At 48.6% G+C, this 15,928-nt stretch carries 15 protein-coding genes and 2 pseudogenes; 2 read left to right on the forward strand and 15 right to left on the reverse strand.

Annotation, left to right across the window (positions count from 1 at the left end; genetic code table 11):
* Positions 1 to 55: 55 nt before the first annotated feature.
* The 8 genes from pilO2 to HMPREF3091_RS09805 all read right to left on the reverse strand — a co-directional run bounded on the left by pilO2 (position 56) and on the right by HMPREF3091_RS09805 (position 6,378).
* On the reverse strand, positions 56 to 1,336 hold the full coding sequence (pilO2, locus tag HMPREF3091_RS09770) for a type 4b pilus protein PilO2 (protein ID WP_070715557.1): 1,281 nt from the start codon (positions 1,334 to 1,336) through the stop codon (positions 56 to 58).
* Positions 1,337 to 1,342: 6 nt separating this feature from the next.
* On the reverse strand, positions 1,343 to 2,965 hold the full coding sequence (locus HMPREF3091_RS09775; RefSeq protein WP_083321402.1) for a PilN family type IVB pilus formation outer membrane protein: 1,623 nt from the start codon (positions 2,963 to 2,965) through the stop codon (positions 1,343 to 1,345).
* Between the two features lie 14 nt (positions 2,966 to 2,979).
* Positions 2,980 to 3,411: a type IV pilus biogenesis protein PilM gene (gene pilM, locus HMPREF3091_RS09780; RefSeq protein ID WP_070715559.1), complete on the reverse strand. Its 432-nt coding sequence runs from the start codon at positions 3,409 to 3,411 to the stop codon at positions 2,980 to 2,982.
* Positions 3,411 to 4,400 (reverse strand): toxin co-regulated pilus biosynthesis Q family protein, encoded by a 990-nt coding sequence (locus HMPREF3091_RS09785; RefSeq protein ID WP_070715560.1) that lies wholly within the window; start codon positions 4,398 to 4,400, stop codon positions 3,411 to 3,413. The genes pilM and HMPREF3091_RS09785 overlap by 1 nt, the downstream gene beginning before the upstream one ends.
* Positions 4,401 to 4,506: 106 nt before the next feature.
* Positions 4,507 to 4,701 carry a hypothetical protein gene (locus HMPREF3091_RS09790; RefSeq protein WP_070715561.1) on the reverse strand — a complete coding sequence of 65 codons (195 nt, stop codon included), beginning with the start codon at positions 4,699 to 4,701 and terminating at the stop codon, positions 4,507 to 4,509.
* Between the two features lie 18 nt (positions 4,702 to 4,719).
* Positions 4,720 to 4,932, reverse strand: coding sequence for a TraR/DksA C4-type zinc finger protein (locus HMPREF3091_RS22990; protein ID WP_371328682.1), 213 nt, complete (start codon positions 4,930 to 4,932; stop codon positions 4,720 to 4,722).
* A 47-nt stretch (positions 4,933 to 4,979) separates the two neighbouring features.
* Positions 4,980 to 5,636, reverse strand: a complete 657-nt coding sequence (locus HMPREF3091_RS09800) for a hypothetical protein (RefSeq protein WP_246839972.1) — start codon at positions 5,634 to 5,636, stop codon at positions 4,980 to 4,982.
* A gap of 205 nt (positions 5,637 to 5,841) precedes the next feature.
* A complete protein-coding gene (locus HMPREF3091_RS09805) occupies positions 5,842 to 6,378 on the reverse strand; it encodes a transcription termination factor NusG (protein WP_070715564.1) in 537 nt (178 codons plus the stop codon).
* A 1,026-nt stretch (positions 6,379 to 7,404) separates the two neighbouring features.
* On the opposite strand from HMPREF3091_RS09805, the gene repA reads away from it, so the two are divergent.
* Positions 7,405 to 8,256 (forward strand): plasmid replication initiator RepA, encoded by an 852-nt coding sequence (gene repA / locus HMPREF3091_RS09810; RefSeq protein ID WP_256385880.1) that lies wholly within the window; start codon positions 7,405 to 7,407, stop codon positions 8,254 to 8,256.
* A 1,024-nt stretch (positions 8,257 to 9,280) separates the two neighbouring features.
* On the opposite strand, the pseudogene HMPREF3091_RS22165 reads toward repA, so the two are convergent.
* The 4 genes and pseudogenes from HMPREF3091_RS22165 to HMPREF3091_RS09825 all read right to left on the reverse strand — a co-directional run.
* Positions 9,281 to 9,454 (reverse strand): annotated as a pseudogene (locus HMPREF3091_RS22165) (resolvase); the annotation flags it as partial.
* Positions 9,455 to 9,638: 184 nt separating this feature from the next.
* Entirely contained in the window at positions 9,639 to 10,466 is an 828-nt protein-coding gene (locus HMPREF3091_RS09815) for a universal stress protein (RefSeq protein WP_070715567.1), read from the reverse strand.
* 18 nt (positions 10,467 to 10,484) lie between these two features.
* Positions 10,485 to 11,963: a SulP family inorganic anion transporter gene (locus HMPREF3091_RS09820; RefSeq protein WP_070715569.1), complete on the reverse strand. Its 1,479-nt coding sequence runs from the start codon at positions 11,961 to 11,963 to the stop codon at positions 10,485 to 10,487.
* A 467-nt stretch (positions 11,964 to 12,430) separates the two neighbouring features.
* Complete coding sequence (locus tag HMPREF3091_RS09825; RefSeq protein WP_070715570.1) at positions 12,431 to 13,072, reverse strand: recombinase family protein; 642 nt, start codon at positions 13,070 to 13,072, stop codon at positions 12,431 to 12,433.
* Positions 13,073 to 13,254: 182 nt separating this feature from the next.
* Between HMPREF3091_RS09825 and HMPREF3091_RS22170 the strand changes: the two are divergent.
* Positions 13,255 to 13,458 (forward strand): annotated as a pseudogene (locus HMPREF3091_RS22170) (DUF4158 domain-containing protein); the annotation flags it as partial.
* A gap of 78 nt (positions 13,459 to 13,536) precedes the next feature.
* Here HMPREF3091_RS22170 and HMPREF3091_RS22175 read toward each other — a convergent pair.
* From HMPREF3091_RS22175 to HMPREF3091_RS09835, 3 genes are all read right to left on the reverse strand, one after another.
* A complete protein-coding gene (locus HMPREF3091_RS22175) occupies positions 13,537 to 13,890 on the reverse strand; it encodes a helix-turn-helix domain-containing protein (protein ID WP_083321403.1) in 354 nt (117 codons plus the stop codon).
* Positions 13,891 to 14,072: 182 nt separating this feature from the next.
* Positions 14,073 to 14,762 (reverse strand): LutC/YkgG family protein, encoded by a 690-nt coding sequence (locus tag HMPREF3091_RS09830; RefSeq protein ID WP_070715571.1) that lies wholly within the window; start codon positions 14,760 to 14,762, stop codon positions 14,073 to 14,075.
* The coding region (locus HMPREF3091_RS09835) for a LutB/LldF family L-lactate oxidation iron-sulfur protein (protein ID WP_070715573.1) at positions 14,755 to 15,928 on the reverse strand (1,174 nt) is incomplete at its 5' end. The genes HMPREF3091_RS09830 and HMPREF3091_RS09835, both read right to left, overlap by 8 nt.

Genomic DNA, 15,928 nt, shown 5'->3' on the forward strand with positions numbered 1-15,928 from the left:
GGGTTCAGGTGCAGCCAAAACCAGCACGGGAAAGAGTGCCAGTGAAGCAAGTAGGCTATTTCGCAGCATAGAGATATCCCTCTAGGGTATAAGTCAGAAGACCGTCACGCTGAGTCAATGACACCTGCGCCAAACGCAGTCCGGTATCATCGAAGTGTTGAGTTAAAAACAGGCGGTCGGGGGGAATGTCTGTGACAAAGGTAAACGCATAGGTATTCCACGGGACGTCAATGAGATTGCCGGCTTCATCACGTAGTGAATTGTCTTGTTTGACGATTTGCAGTGCGGCATTGATCCGCTGCGCAAAGCTGGTGAAACGCTGCGTTTGTATCGCATTGTTCGGCACATTTTCCGCCCCAGTGGTCGGTGGCGGGGGAAACGTGAGCGTAAAACTGCCCATATTGGCCGCACCGGGAATATTAAATCCTGCCGCAACTCCCGGATACCAATAGGGCAGTCGATTGGCAAAATCGGCTACGGTGCCGCCTTCAGGAAGCGCGTAGTCGACCGTTAAACTCCCAGTCGGCGTACATTGCGCCTGTGCAAACGTCCAGCCTGCGATAGACAGTGGCAGTGTTTTCCAGTGATTGTGGCAGGTTCTTAATATCGTATTAAAACGTGGCAGATCTGCCCAAGGACGATGCCCATTTTCACTTTTAACGGCGGCTCGTCGCGCCGCCAGTTCGGCCTGTGCCGCCGCTATTTCTTCGTTTTCCTTGCGTTGCTCCCAGTATTGCCAGCCAAAGTGGCCGGCAATAAGGATACCTAAGAGCACAAGCCATAACATTGCCGCTGCTTTGACATTGGTCGGTGATAGACGCGGCGTCTTGCGTCCTTGACTACGCGTCAGTAGGTCACTCAGGCTTGGCGGTGGCTGTGTATTCTCAAGACCAAAGTTTTCAGGAACCACGACCTGCCAGCCAGCGGTTGGCAGGGGGTTCATCATGACAAAGACGTCGATGGCTTTTTTGATCTGTTCGACAGAACCGACAATATCACTGAGTGGTGATAACTGGCCACCGAGCATGGCCACGAACCACCATTGTGTCTCCGATAAGGGCAGTACGATGTACCCGTTTTGTGGCAACTGGGGTAGAAGATGCAACGCCAGAGACCGGTAAGGCTGACGGTCTTTGTTTTCACTAAAAGCCGACAGTGCCGCCATCCCAAGAAGCGATTTCTCTGCTCGCCATACCAAGTAATGGTCAGCACCTTCCCCGTGGGCTTTCTTGCGTGAGCGCCGGGTCGATTGGGCCGTAATGACCTCCCAGTTTAGCCCCGCAACGTAGTGACCTTTTTCATGGTCAACGACGTAGATATTATGCAGTTTTTCCATGAGTCATTACCCCAGAATGATTGGCGTGATGAGCATGACCAGCTGTGTCCGGTTTCGCTCACCGCTTGCACCGCCGCCCAGTCCGAAGAAGCGAGGCGTAATCACGCCCTGATGGTCTGCGGAGGTATTGAGTTGCTCATAACCGCTCAAAATCAGCGTTTGACCTGACTTCATGTTGACGCGCTGCGTGAAGGTTTTGAGGCGTGTTTTCATCAGTTCAACAGAACTGTTCTCACCTTCTTTAACCGTGCGCATGGTTGGGTCGTCAGACATATTGACGCTGAACTGCAGCTGCATATGGCTGCTGTCAGGCATCAAATACGGCAACACCGTCATGTTAAAGCCGGTGGTTATCGTTGAGCGTGTAGCAGAAACGCTGGAGCCGACGTTGGCTGTCTGATCGCTGGTAATATCAGAGATATAGTCCTGCTGCAGGGCGACCTGAATCGGTACGGCACTCTGATTGGTGGTCAGACTGGATGCCTGCGTCACAACACTGACATTGCCTTGTTCTGATAAGGCTTTGACCAGTGCTTTTGTTCCCGCCCCTTTGCCATCGACGACCATCGCCCCGCCGCTGGCCATCGAGTCACTAGCGTTGGTGAACGCGTTTGAGAAGGTCGCTTTGACACTGCCAAGGCTTAATACGGCGTCCCAGTCGATGCCGAGTTGATCAGAACGTTTGTTTTCTACGCTGTAGATTTGAACATTCAGCACCACCTGACGGTTTAACTCACGGTTACGGTCGTCAATATATCGACCTATCTGTGAGAGTACGCGCGAGGTATCGGTCACCGTGAGAACACCGGCGGCCAGATTCATGCGTCCCACGCCTGGGGTTAGCATGGCTTTCACCGTCGCAGAGACATCACCGTACAGATTTGACTTGATGCTCATGTCGGTGGACTGCGAGGTGTTAGAGTCTCCACTGATGCCGCCGCTACTTCCGCCGCTGCTGCCCGTTGAAGAGGTGGTGCCACTGACCGTTTTCGAACTAAAACCCGCTTGTGAATCCATAAACAAGACGGGGAAATTACGTGTATCCAGATAGTAAATAACTATCCGGCCTTCCTCGTAACGCCAAGAGAGTCCCAGCCGGGCGGTAATATTGTCCAGAAATCCGTCGAGTGAGGCTTTCCAGTAGACACCGCGCAGGGTGAGACCGTCGCTCTGGCGTGATAATGACGGCGCTGGTGAACTGCCTCCCATCTGTGCCAGTGGTAACATGCCGTTCGCGTCAGGTGCGGGTAAACTTCCTTTAATTTGCTCTGTCGCCCCACTGGCCTGCGTTATTTGGCGTGCGTCGGGGGTGAGCACCACAGAGATGTTGCAGGTACGGGTAATAAAGGCGCTGATGTCATTGAGTGATATGGCACCGGGACGATTAATCTGAATAAGGCAGGCGGGCAGCCGTTCGCTATCGTGACCTTTGGCGTTGAGTGGAACCGGGTTTATCCACTGACTCGGGAGCTCACGAACGACATTGCCGCTTTTTAAGGTCTGCAGATGTTTCGTTGTGATGCTTTCGTTCTCACTGGCTTGTTTACCCAGTGAGTCAATTCTGTCTAATGTGCTACAGCCGGCGAGCAGGCACGCCATCGCCAACGCAGTGAGCGTTTTCTTCATCATTGGAGTTCTCTTATTTAATTAAGACAGACCAGACTGCCGTCAGGCACGGTGTTAGGTACCACAACCTGCATATCGGTGTTTGTGGCATCAAAGAGTCGCCGATTGCGGACCTGACCCACTAATGCCGTCCGACCGCTTTGGGCCAACAGAGCATTAAACAGTCCGGGCTTCGTCGGTTGCCATACCCACAGACGGTTGTTGGCGACCTGATTTTTTAGATGGTTTGAGAGAGGGATACCCAGTTGGCTGGCATCGATAGTGCCATTTTCTAAAGGGTGACTATATCGCCAGTCATTCAGGGCGGTGAGATAAGTGAATGTCTGTCTGGCCTGCTGGGGCAGCTGATTCTGGATATTTTGTTCCTCCCGCGCCTGTCCGGACGGTGCAGGAAATCCCCCATAAATCACCACCGCGAACAACCCGAGAAAATAGAATATCCAAGGCATTAGCGAGGCTCCTTATCATCAACCAGAAGCACGCATTGCGCTGACTGTGTGGCTGCATAGAGTGGAGTAGAAGCGGCACCATAGAGAATAAATACATCGTTGATGGCTTTCTGGAACGAACCGGTGAACACCAGTGGTGCATCAATACGGTAGTTGACGCTGGTATTCCATGCGAGTTTCCAGTTACCACCGACTGCGCACTTCTCACGTATCGTCCAATCCAGCAGCGTATCTTTCAGGGTGACACCGGTATTCGCCCGCCAAATAAGTGGCATAATGTCGGGAGATTTAACCACGGGGCGCGTTGTGGTGGCCACGACGGTTGCGCTTTTGGTGACGCCACCTGTGAAGGGGTTTTTGCCCACCGATTTGTCTGTTGCAGATTTGATGACCGTCGCTTTTGGTGTGGTCACGCTAGTGCGGGCTGCATCAAATACCGACACTTTTTGTTCAGACCAGTTTATCTCGGCGCGGAGTTTTTCTTGTGCCAAAACGCGATTGAGAACATAAGGCCATTGGTCATTACCGGACCATGCCAGCGGACGCCTTACCTCGGGTTTAAGCCCAATGTCATAGTGGATGGTCCAATCGTTCGGCACAATGTTAACGAGGGCTTGCCGGAGCGTTGGCGCTTTACCTGCTGCCGCCAATGCGGGGATGGTCGGCGTCTTTCCGAGATAGGTTAATGTCGGTAAGCGTGCTGATGTCGCTACTGGAGTACGCGACGGCGCATTGTTCGTCTTGGGGTGTGGTAATACTTGGGCGTTTTGAGTCAGGAACGAAGACGTTGTGCGAGAGATTCGGGGAGGTGCAGGCAAAACAGGCGTCAGGGCAGCAATCAGTTGTTGTTGTACGAAGCTGACTTTCTGTGTATTGACCGCCATCATCGAATCGACAACATCATTGGCTGGCACATCAGATACATGATTTCCCTGTGCCGCGCAGCCACTGAGCAACAGCCCTAGAGCAGTTACAGCGTGTTGTTTCATGGGGTCTCCATAGTGTGAGTTTTATATTTTCATCACTTGGGTCTAAGAAAATGGTTTGATGCGGCCAAACATGAGAATTAAGGCGCGGTAATTGTTGAGGGCTGAATCATGGATTTTTCCTCTGGTTGAGCCTTGTGATGGCTTCATTTAATTGGTCGGGGTCAAGTGCTGGCAATAGCTCGACTAGCGCACAGAGCACTTGCCGCGCACTGACCGGGATATTGCAGGCGTTTGTTGAACGAATAGCTTGAAACTCTAACGTTTGGGCATAGTGTTTTTTGAGTGAAAAACAACGCTGCATATGAGGTTCCTTATTTTATTATGAGATTAATTCGATAATGGACTGGCAATCCACGCAACGTTGGACGCCCGCTAGTGTTTTGCGCCGCAGCTCAGGGATGGGGTCGTGACAGTCACAACAATGCGTGGCTGATGGTCGATGTAATGAATAAGTGCGGGTAAATTGAAACTGATTTAAAAATTCCATCTCTTCGTCGGCGCGATCACAAATATCAGACATAGTGTTCTCCATCGTTAACAGCTGGGAAATGTGAAGGTGGGATGGTGTTGCTGGAAAAATCAGTGGTATTGCGGTGTCCAAAGCTTATCGGGTTTTGCTCCCCACACACTTTCAGATAACGACGACATGCCAATGTACAGTGTGCGTAATACCGTGCGGCCTAATGCCATTTCAGCTCCGCGCATGACGGCAAAGCCATGAAGATAAAATGTCTGTTCAAAATTGGTATTTTCTTTACTCAGGATAAGTTGAAACGTCAGTGGCGCGCTCATTTGTCCTGTGGCCTGAAATGACTCTTCTGTACGCGTTAGCTGCAAATAGTGGTTGTATCGCGTTTTTGCCCTGTTCATGACTTCGAGGGTGATTTCTTCTGGAAAACGGCACACGCAGCTGCGCCAGTGATTGCTATGCAGAGCATTTTTGGCATCACGTAAGCGAATAAAATCACATTGGTCACTCAGCACAGACTGTTCCCAAAGCGCGCTTAAGACACCTTCGATGGGCATGTGTTTGTCTTTGGCCAGAAGCTCTCGTAGAGAACTGAACTCTCTGGCTAATCCAGAAAAAGTTCTCACTCTACGTGCTTGAGTGAGCCACTGAGCCAGAAATTTTCGTTGTGAAGATTCAGATTGAAAGGGTGTGTCATCATGGGCGCAACGCAGAGCAACCAGCATGCACCACAATAGATGTGATACCGGGTTTTCGAGTTGAGACATAGGCGATACCAAAGGTGAGTAGAAAACTATTTTGGACTGATGCCTGTTTTCCCAGCTGTCTTGAGGTTAACGAGGGTTGAGACAGTTCACGGCAAAAGAACGGGGGATGTTCATCGAAAGGTGCCGGTCAGGCATCAGGCCAAAATAGTCAAAAAAATGCCCCAAAATGTGGGGCCATTGGGGCAAAAGGAACTTGCTACATGGTTCAAAGTTTCTCTGGTGTTGGAAAGTGAGAGAAAGCGGTGTTGGCGGTGTTAAACGCCAATTCGTACAACATACTGATCCGAGATATAGGCTGTGATGTTTTATCCAAAGCCAGCAAATAATCATATTGCTTTTGTGTTAACCAAAGACGTGAGGCGGCTTCTAACTCAGGTTGTGCCGCAATATTGAGCGTGACATCTGGATAGGTTTTCATTAATGCTTCAACAATCATTGGTCTAACAGGACTGATGGTCCCACCGACATGAACAAAGTCGCAGAAAGCGGTATGGCAACGAATGTTCGCGATGCTATGTACTTCAAAGTTGGCTTTCAAGAAAAAGTAACCGGGAAAAACCGGAGTCACTCGCTTGCGATAGCTGTACATCTTATCGCTGCGTTTGATATGAGTGACCGTTAACGGCGTCCAAGGCACCATGTGCTGACTAGACAACCAGTCAAACAAATACTCCCTATTACGTCCCCCTGTGATGTATTGCGCTAAAAACCACTGATAGTGCTGCACGTGTTCAATATTCATGAAGGCTCCGCACGAACCGATCCCCGTAGGGACCATTCTGTATTCATGTGGGGGCGAATACATTCAGTGATAACGCTGAAGCAGGCTTATGGACGCGCACCTAAGCACGTTGGCTGCAGTTCTGACAGCGTTATAGCTCAACCTATTCTTGTCTTTAAAACACCGGAAGAACACATGGCGGAATGTTCTTGTATGAATAGTGTTTTAAACTAGTTGTAATAGTAGATACGATCTAAAAATCTATTAAAAGTTAAAATGTCGATCTTATATTTTATTAAATGCCTGTTTTTGTGGCATAAAATGCTGGTACAGATTCATTTATTAGATCCTTTGACCAGAAATAGAAGAAAAGACGATCTTTTAGATCGATAGTTGCCATTTTGTCGGATAAATCGACTGTTCAAAAAAAGAGTATATAACGTGACGTATATCACAAAAGCTCAGGAGTGCGTGATGCAACATATTGTTGTGAATCGATATATTTTCATTGGTTACTATTCACGCACGGAAAGTGTGCCTTTTAATGGAGGGGTTTTTAGCGCAGGATAGATGGGCGTAGACGTCACCGTGACGGGTGAACCTAATGGGCCAAAAGAAGAATTAGTGATACCAAATCAGATCTTCACGATCCATTGGTTGCAAGACAACGAAAATACGGTAAGATTTACGCACTCTGCGCTGAATTTTAGGCTAATTTGCCCTTAAATTGCGCTGAAAATGGATTAAAGCGGGGATCGGTCATCGACCGGACTTCGTGATGGGATAGGGCATATCCTTAAATGCTCAGGGAAAAGGCTCAAAACAGCGGGCCTTGAATGCAAAAATCCCCCGAAATCTGTTATCAACTTGGCGGAAGACTCAGATATCAGGGGATCACAAAGCAGGCGCTGGCCTGTAAGAGATTATAACGCATGCAAATCAGAAAACAATACCCGAAGACCGCCATAAGTGTCGGCGGGCGTGAATAATGTAAGTCCACTCCAAAATCGCAAAGAAGATAGACGCCATCGGGGAGAACATTCCACGGTGTGCAAATGTCCTTCCCCGCTTTATGTGCGGCCTGCGCACTATAAACCTTTGAGCAAACAACACGGTCGCGCTCTGCGTAACCTGATGAGCCGGGATAAAACCACCGGTGAATGGGTTATACGTCGCCGTGTGTCTTCCGATCCTCTCTTTACGTATTTACGTCCGTTTTGCGACCGCAAACGTGCGTTTCGTGAAGTCCGTCGACGTCTTCTGGATGCACTTTTTGTGCTATTGATAAATAAAGCTGACTTGGCCACGGGCATTGTGACCATCAATATCACGCGATTGGCTGAAGAACTCAGCCCGCACGATGACGATGGCCATGTGATTGCTGAACAAGCGGTAACCACCTCCCGCGTCTCTCGCCTTATCGATGAACTGGCCAAGTTCAACGTTATTCTGTCGCCCGAAACCGAATGGGATTTTGTGAACGGTTGCCGTTTCCCTAAGCACATCATCATCACGGATATCGGCTGGCGGATGACGGGTGTCGACATGGACAAGCTGCGCGCCGAGCGTGATGAACGTCTACGTGCTATTAAGGACGGCGTCTTGCAGCCGGGGGAGTTTCTGACGGTCAGAGAAGCGCGTCAGCGCTGGTATGAACGTTGCCGTCAACAAACTATCCTCAGTCGCCGTACTCGAGCCATCGAAGGCAAACAGCGCCGCCAGTTGGAAGACCTGCCGTTTGATGAGCGCAAACGCCAAGTCGCCGAGCAGATATTCCGCTCAATGAAAGGTCTGACACAGCACCTGACGCCACAACAATTCGAAAAAATGGTCTGGACGAAGCTTTACCAGCTAGAGCTGGTGAACCTCCAGCCTCCGGGGTCGCCACCGCCACATTAACCTTGCCTACTTTTAAACCATCCGCGCCCTGCGGAGGCTTCCCCACATCCGTCATCCAATATCGACCCAAAAAACTGCAAAGCCAGACCGAGAAAGGCCACATTGATGCCGAAAGTGTGCCATAAACGCGGTCATCATGATTTTATCCACACTTATCTGCAAACGGGCAAAAGGGATTACTTGCAACTAACCAGTAATAACCTGCAATTCATTCAGGGCTTCGCCCTTACGTATTCTCAGTAATAAATACGTTATTATTCGTTGGATAAAATCGGTGGATAACGGGGACAACTAAAAAACCAATAATGCCTTCGCTAGCAACGGCCATACCGTGCTGCTCAGAAGTTTAAGTTCCTCCCATCGCTATGCGACGGGCCCCATACAAATCACTTTAGTGACAACACTCTCGACATCAACACAGCAATCCGTGCATATCGGCCACCACAGAGCGAAACCTCTCCCACTGCAAAGCGCCTCGCCCCCGGCCCTTTGGGCCGGAAATGAGTCGCTTTTAAAGTGGATGTTGTAACTAGAAGATTTGTGTTTCTGTGAGTTATGTTACGGGTTGTTTTAGGTACATGCTCGTAAGCGTCCCTACGGCACGCTAACGCGGAGATACACCCCGACTGCGGCAAAAGCCTTGTCGTGGCCACTCCGACCGCATAATGATGCTTCTACATCGCTTTAAGCGGGTTTGGCTTAGCAGGACTAAGGAATGGATTGGTGGAACCTATCAACAGCGTAACCGGCTGCGCCGGGCTACGGCGCCATTAACAACCGTGCTCTGGCCAACTTCTGAGGGCGCCTCCATGCGCCTTTGGCGCATTCCCGGAATGCCTGCGCGCTGCTCGGCATTCTTAACCCGAATATTGAAGCTGCATTTCCGGCTACGCCGCGTCCTGGCGGCATTCGTGACCACAGCTATGCTTAGCAGTAGAAATACTGACGTTAAGCCTCTGCCGTAGTATATTTTCGCGATTATCCTTAGCTACGCTAAGGCTGGCCGGACGTGGTCAGGACTAATGATGGCGCTTATCACGGCGCGGGTGATTGGATCAGCCTGCGAAGGGTCTTTATCTGACAGTGCCTGCCATGAGGTGGGCACATCCAGGCTGACAATCCGCAGTTCATGTTGTTCTATCTGCTTTTTCAGCGTCATCCAGTCACTATTGCTGAGACGTGTCAGGCGATCTATCTGGGGTCAGTTTGGATATCGAAAATTATTGTACGTTAAGGTGATTTTTTGTACCCCTGATCTGCGCTAAGGGAACTGACCACGTTGACAGGCAGCTTTGAGCGAGAAACGGACATTCATGATATTTATCCGTATCCTAGTGACGAAGGGCGAGAGAACTCGCCCTTTTTTATTTAAAAAATCAGTGCTAACGGAGGATCAGAAGCGGTTGCTGCGTCTTTTGCAGCATTTCGGAGGTATGACTACCGATAAAGAACTGCCGCAACCTGGAATGACCGTAGGTCCCCATCACTATCAGATCGACAGCATTTTCCTCGGCGTAACGAATAAGCGCATCCCCGACTGATTGCCCGGTAAGATGTGTTGTGCTGTTTTCTATACCCGCGTCACGTAAAATTTGCTGTGCGGTCAGCAGCTCTTCCTTCTTACCGTTTACCATGACAAGGTGGCACTCCAGCCCCCTGAGTAAGGGACTCATCGTCAGACGTTCCAGGTTTCTCCTGCTTTCTTCACTGCCATCATAAGCCAACATGACTCTGGAAGGCACTGAGTAGTTCTCCGGAACAACCAGCAGGGGTTTCTTTTGCAGACGAATAACGCTTTCCAGATGAGAGCCTACCGGATGCTGGCTACCCCGACGCCCCAGCACCATGAGACGAAGGTCGCTCAGCTCTGCCAGAACTTCATCCGGTGTACCGTGTTTTTGCATCAAAAGCACATCCGGGCTTCCCTGTTTTTGAAGCAGTTCAGCACAACTTTCCAGTATTGCTTTCCCCTGGGCCATCAGCAGGCGATTACGTTGCCCTTCAATTTCTACCAGCTCATCGGTCAGCAATTGCTGACTGTCTATGCCGAGAGTGCCGGTCAGGTCTGACACTACCGGGGTGCTGTCTTTTTCGATAACGTGCAACAGTGCGAGCTGTGATTGCAAAGTGCGGGCTGCCCACGCCGCATATTCACACACTGACCGCGTTGAAAGTGAACCGTCCACACAGGCTGTAACAGTATTATTCATAGTTTTCCCTCCGGTCTGTTAATGACCGCCCATCAGTTTTTCGACTTCTTCGGGTTTATCGTGAACACCAAACCGGTCAACAATGGTGCGGGTGGCTTCATTCATCCCACGTATCTCAACCTCGGTGCCCTCTCTTCGGAACTTGATGACCACTTTATCCAGTGCGCTGACGGACGTGATGTCCCAGAAATGGGCATGCGAAACGTCTATCACCACATTCTCAATCGCTTCACGGAAATCAAAGTGGCTCGTAAAGCGGTCTGCTGATGCAAAGAATACCTGGCCGGTGACGGTATACGTCCGGCTCGTCCCCTCCAGAACTGAGGTTACACGCATGAACCGGGATACTTTAGTGGCAAAGTTGAGCGAAGCAATCAGTACACCGGTCAGCACACCGAAGGCCAGATTATGTGTTGCCACCACAACCGCGACGGTGGCAAGCATGACCACGCTGGTTGAAAGAGGGTGTGTCCGCAGGTTGGCTATGGAGCGCCAGGAGAATGTCCCGATGGAAACCATAATCATCACCGCGACCAGCGCTGCCATCGGGATTTGGGATACCCAGTCGCGCAGGAACACAATCAGGCAAAGCAGCACCACGCCCGCTGTGAGGGGTGAAAGTCGTCCGCGGCCACCGGATTTTACGTTGATAACGGATTGCCCAATCATCGCGCAACCTGCCATTCCTCCGATAAAGGATGTGCAGATGTTCGCGATGCCCTGAGCTTTGCACTCCCTGTTTTTGTCGCTTGGCGTATCGGTCATGTTATCCACAATAGTGGCGGTCATCATCGACTCAAGCAGCCCCACCACGGCAAGCCCCGCAGAATATGGTAGTATGATGAGCAGCGTCTGGAGATTTAAAGGCACGTCCGGGAGCAGGAAGACCGGCAGGCTGTCGGGAAGTTTCCCCATATCGCCGACGGTTCGCACATCCAGATGCAGCCACATGGCAATGCCGGTCAGCACCACGATGCACACAAGCGGTGAAGGAATGGTTTTGTTGATATAAGGGAAGAGATAAATGATCCCCAGCCCTGCCGCAGTCATGGCATAAACATGCCAGGTCACGTTGGTCAGTTCAGGCAACTGCGCCATAAAAATCAGTATTGCCAGCGCATTAACGAATCCCGTGACCACTGAGCGTGAAACAAAACGCATCAATCCACCGAGCTTCAGGTAACCGGCTATCAGCTGGAATACCCCGGTCAGTATGGAAGCGGCCAGTAAATACTGTAAGCCATGATCTTTTACCAGCGTCACCATCAGCAGCGCCATTGCACCGGTGGATGAAGAAATCATCGCCGGACGCCCGCCAAAGAAGGCCATAACGAGAGGAATACAGAACGCCGAATAGAGGCCCACCTGGGGATCGACACCGGCGATAATGGAAAAGGCGATCGCTTCTGGAATGAGTGCGAGCGCGACAACAATACCAGCCAGAACGTCACCACGGACGTTACCCAGCCAGTCCTTACGCGTCGAGGACTGCAACATAGTAATTTCTCAGTTTTTAGATACAGTCAGCCCCTGAGGGCAGCATTTTTATGTACGGTAAAACACATCCGCAGACGGGATGTTATTGAGTGCGTTCTGAGGTTCGCTCAGTACGACGGAGGAAGGAAAAACTCAGGGTGGCGTAATACGCATAACGGTTGTCAGATTCTCCATAACTAGTATGTATTGCCTGTCTGTTGCCAGGAACAACTGAGAGACATAAGGCCTGAACCCAAATTAGTTCGAGGCCGAGCAATACTATAAACAAATCATCGACAGGGTCAAATTTTGGGTTAGTGGCGGGCTCCAGTTCATTGATTTATGTATTCTGCTTTTGTGGCGTCTGCTTTTGTCACGCAGCGGACTTTCCTTACATAGATGATGCGTCAGGCTGCTAATCACAAAAGTTGTTACAGGGCACTAACTATTACGCCATGACTGCAAAGAAACACCGTTATTCCAGCCTTTCAGGCATTTTCATTATTTTTATGAAGCGCTTGTATCCGGCAAACCTGTGAAGCACTGTAGCCTGTAGCATCCGCCGTTTCCCGGATACTCAGTTTCTTTACCTGCCGGTAGTACAAGACTTTCTGATGCCGTTCCTGATCGGCCTGCTTACCCCGGTACTTTCCAATTGTATGAGCCCGTTCGATTCCCTGTTTTTGCCGCTGGCGGCGGCTCAGCCAGTCCTTATGTGACATTGCGGCCATCAGATCGATAAGCATGTTATTGATGGCTGTTATCACGGCGCGGGTGATCGGGTCGGCCTGCGAAGGGGCCTTATCTGACAGTGCCTGCCATGATGTAGGCACATCAAGACTGACAATTCGCAGCTCATGTTGTTCTATCTGTTTTTTTAGGGGCATCCAGTCGCTGTTGCTGAGACGTGTCAGACGGTCTATCTGCTCGACCAGTAAAATATCATTGTGGTGACTGTCCATCAGTAAGCGTCCAAGTTCCGGGCGCTCAAGTTTTGTGCCACTGATATTTTCCCGGTAGTAGCTGGCGATTTTATGGCCTCGTTCCTGAACGAACTGCTCCAGCATCTCTTTTGCCCGATCGGCGAACTGGTCTTCCGTCGATGCCCTTAAATAAGCTCTGATGAACATTTTTCCACCGCGTTATCGCATTTAGGTTATTGCACTTAATCTATCGCATATAGGTTATGTCTTTCAGCGTGTGCCGTCACGTTTTGATTATGGCGTCAGGGTGTACCCTTATGCGATAACCATTTTTGTTAAAAATACTGCATCGAATAATTTATGAGGAAAACTATATGGCAAGGAGGTAGATCCTTTCTCTGTCGGATAGAGAATCATTACTGGCATTACCGGACGATGAGTTAATGCTGACCCGAATTACGTATTTTAGTGAGCATGATTTGGCGCTTATCGGTGCACACCGTAAACCCGCCAGCCGTTTTGGTTTTGCAGTCCTTCTTTGCTATTTGAAAAATGTCGGCTTTTCCCCAGATAAACAAATCCCACCCTCTGATGTGTGTTCAACTCAAGATGCCCTATTACTCCTGAGTGGAGTAGGAAACGTGATTATTCGCAGAATAACTGAATAGGCTCTAGTTTGCCCCCCTTGCACAAAAAGCTTTATACCTATATTCGGTGGGTGATATATGGTAGTGTTTCTTGAAACATTGACAAAATGAACTCTGGCTAGGATACGATAATTTTTTTGATATTTCTTTAACACTTAAATTTGTATTCGTTAGCAGTTTAGATGCTAGCTCTAATCTCGAAAATCTAATATAGCAGGATACACTTATATTTTTTTCGTTACTGAATTCTCTTAAAAAATACGATCTGGAATATCCAGATGCCTTTACAACATCAGCTGAGTTTATACCTGACTCTATATTATTACCGATCCACTCTTCAACATCTTTTATATTTTTCCTGATGAAATTTTTTCTCACTTCCTACTCCCAAAAAATAATCACATATACCGCTAACATTATGGAATTACAAATAAATCAAAATTATACCCCGCCAGTGGCATATTGCCACTGACGAAACAATTCAACTTAGTTCCTATCTATATATCAGATCATACCAAATTTCCTAATTTTCTTTCGGTAATTTGACATCCACCTCAATATCACTCATCAGTAATTATCAAGCAAATTGAATTCACCGGCCCATGAACCCCCGTTACTTTGATTAGCTCTATATCTGATGTACAGCTTGGTCCACTAATAATATTAACGCAAGAAGGCAAGTTATCCCCATGCTCTGAAAAAGCATTGAGTTGTAGGGCTAACTGAGCAACAGATGGTAATATTAAGCTTTTTCTTAAAATAAAAACTGTAGTTTCAGGAAGTAGACTGATACATCTAGCCTGAGTTGGTGAAGAAAAAAGCACAACCCCTCCAGACTCAGCAATTCCATAATCAGCGAAGACAACCCCTATTTTAGCTTGTTGGGAAATTTTTGTGTTCTCGATACCAGATGATGGAGTCTGAATAGAAACAGAATAATATTTCTGCAGCTCTGTACTCAGATTGGGTAATTTATGGCCAGATAAATCGGCTAGCATAATCGGTGAACCGTATATTTGACAGACGTCATTCACTGTTTCAATGAGCAACGATGATGGGGTCATAAAATTCTTATTACCCGTTTGTTCAGAACGCATAAGAAACAGTTCGAACAATTCATCGCTGGATAAATCTGTCAGACGGTTTTCAGGGTAGAGATTAACGGGCGTCGGCATAGGATCCGGATTTAACCGAATATCACGCTCTAAGCGTTTTGCCAAATGGTTAAGAAATTCCATTCTGTCAGCCATTTTTGTTCTCCTTCTGATGACGATGGAACAAAGTACGGAAACTTTCTCCATCTCCCGCAGGTAAATCCCTCTCTCGGGTCCATTCCCTGATGGGACCAATATTGATAGGCATCCTTCCATTATTGATTAGCCAGTGTGCCATGTGAGCCCCTACAGAAATACCCACTTTCCAAAGCAAAGGATGGCTATTCACCATATTAAACGTATTGATTACAATCCGTTCGCCTATTGGAGGGATACGCTGTTTTACCATTTCTTCCCGATGTCTGCGAATCAGTCCAGAAAGAGGTATCTTAACCGGACAGACATAATCGCATGCAGTACACAGGGAGCAAACATGGGGAAGAAAACTAAAATCTCGATACCCTTCAAGTAAAGGTGTCAGAACAGCACCAACTGGCCCAGGGTAAATAGAAGCATAACCCTGTCCACCAATGTGTCTGTAGGCTGGACAAGTGTTCATGCACGCCCCACAACGGATACAACGCAGAATATCATTGAATTTAGCTCCCAAGATGGATGAGCGACCATTATCAACAATAACAAGATGAAAATCCTCTGGGCCATCACTTTCATCCTTCTGACGCGGCCCTGTCAGCCAAGTATTATATCCTGTTAACCTTAAACCTACTGCGCTCCGTGCCAACATAGTTATCATGATGTCAACCTCACTGAAGGTCGGTACTATACGTTCCATTCCCATTACAGCAATATGGGTCTTCGGTAATGTGGTACAAAGTCGCGCATTACCTTCATTTGTGACAAGGCTGATTGAACCGGTTTGTGCAACTGCGAAATTACAACCTGTAATACCTATATCAGCAGTAAAAAAATCATCTCTAATAAAGTCGCGGACGAACCTAGTCATCTCCTCTGGGGTATCAGATCCTTCATAACCGAGCTTATCGTGAAAAATCTGTCTTATTTGGCGTCGGTCTTTATGGATAGCTGGTACAACCACATGTGAAGGTGCGTCACCAGCCACTTGCAGAATATATTCAGCAAGGTCTGTTTCCGTGACCCGTAGTCCTTCACTTTCCAGCACATCATTCAGACCAATTTCTTCAGTCACCATAGACTTTGCTTTAACAACACTTCTGGCTTTCTTCTCGCGTGCAACGTTTAAAATATAATCGGTTGCTTCCTCTTTTGTCTCGGCAAAAAAA

It is taken from the genome of Hafnia sp. HMSC23F03, assembly GCF_001816025.1.
GTDB classification, from domain to species: domain Bacteria; phylum Pseudomonadota; class Gammaproteobacteria; order Enterobacterales; family Enterobacteriaceae; genus Hafnia; species Hafnia paralvei.

What these genes read in the sequence shown, in the direction of transcription:
- HMPREF3091_RS09830 (WP_070715571.1), bottom strand. Translation starts at nt 14,762, where the DNA reads ATGGCTGACAGAATGGAATTTCTTAACCATTTGGCAAAACGCTTAGAG.
- HMPREF3091_RS09820 (WP_070715569.1), bottom strand. Translation starts at nt 11,963, where the DNA reads ATGTTGCAGTCCTCGACGCGTAAGGACTGGCTGGGTAACGTCCGTGGT.
- pilM (WP_070715559.1), bottom strand. Translation starts at nt 3,411, where the DNA reads ATGCCTTGGATATTCTATTTTCTCGGGTTGTTCGCGGTGGTGATTTAT.
- HMPREF3091_RS22990 (WP_371328682.1), bottom strand. Translation starts at nt 4,932, where the DNA reads ATGGAGAACACTATGTCTGATATTTGTGATCGCGCCGACGAAGAGATG.
- HMPREF3091_RS09790 (WP_070715561.1), bottom strand. Translation starts at nt 4,701, where the DNA reads ATGCAGCGTTGTTTTTCACTCAAAAAACACTATGCCCAAACGTTAGAG.
- HMPREF3091_RS09805 (WP_070715564.1), bottom strand. Translation starts at nt 6,378, where the DNA reads ATGAATATTGAACACGTGCAGCACTATCAGTGGTTTTTAGCGCAATAC.
- HMPREF3091_RS09800 (WP_246839972.1), bottom strand. Translation starts at nt 5,636, where the DNA reads ATGTCTCAACTCGAAAACCCGGTATCACATCTATTGTGGTGCATGCTG.
- HMPREF3091_RS09775 (WP_083321402.1), bottom strand. Translation starts at nt 2,965, where the DNA reads ATGATGAAGAAAACGCTCACTGCGTTGGCGATGGCGTGCCTGCTCGCC.
- HMPREF3091_RS09785 (WP_070715560.1), bottom strand. Translation starts at nt 4,400, where the DNA reads ATGAAACAACACGCTGTAACTGCTCTAGGGCTGTTGCTCAGTGGCTGC.
- HMPREF3091_RS09825 (WP_070715570.1), bottom strand. Translation starts at nt 13,072, where the DNA reads ATGTTCATCAGAGCTTATTTAAGGGCATCGACGGAAGACCAGTTCGCC.
- pilO2 (WP_070715557.1), bottom strand. Translation starts at nt 1,336, where the DNA reads ATGGAAAAACTGCATAATATCTACGTCGTTGACCATGAAAAAGGTCAC.
- HMPREF3091_RS09815 (WP_070715567.1), bottom strand. Translation starts at nt 10,466, where the DNA reads ATGAATAATACTGTTACAGCCTGTGTGGACGGTTCACTTTCAACGCGG.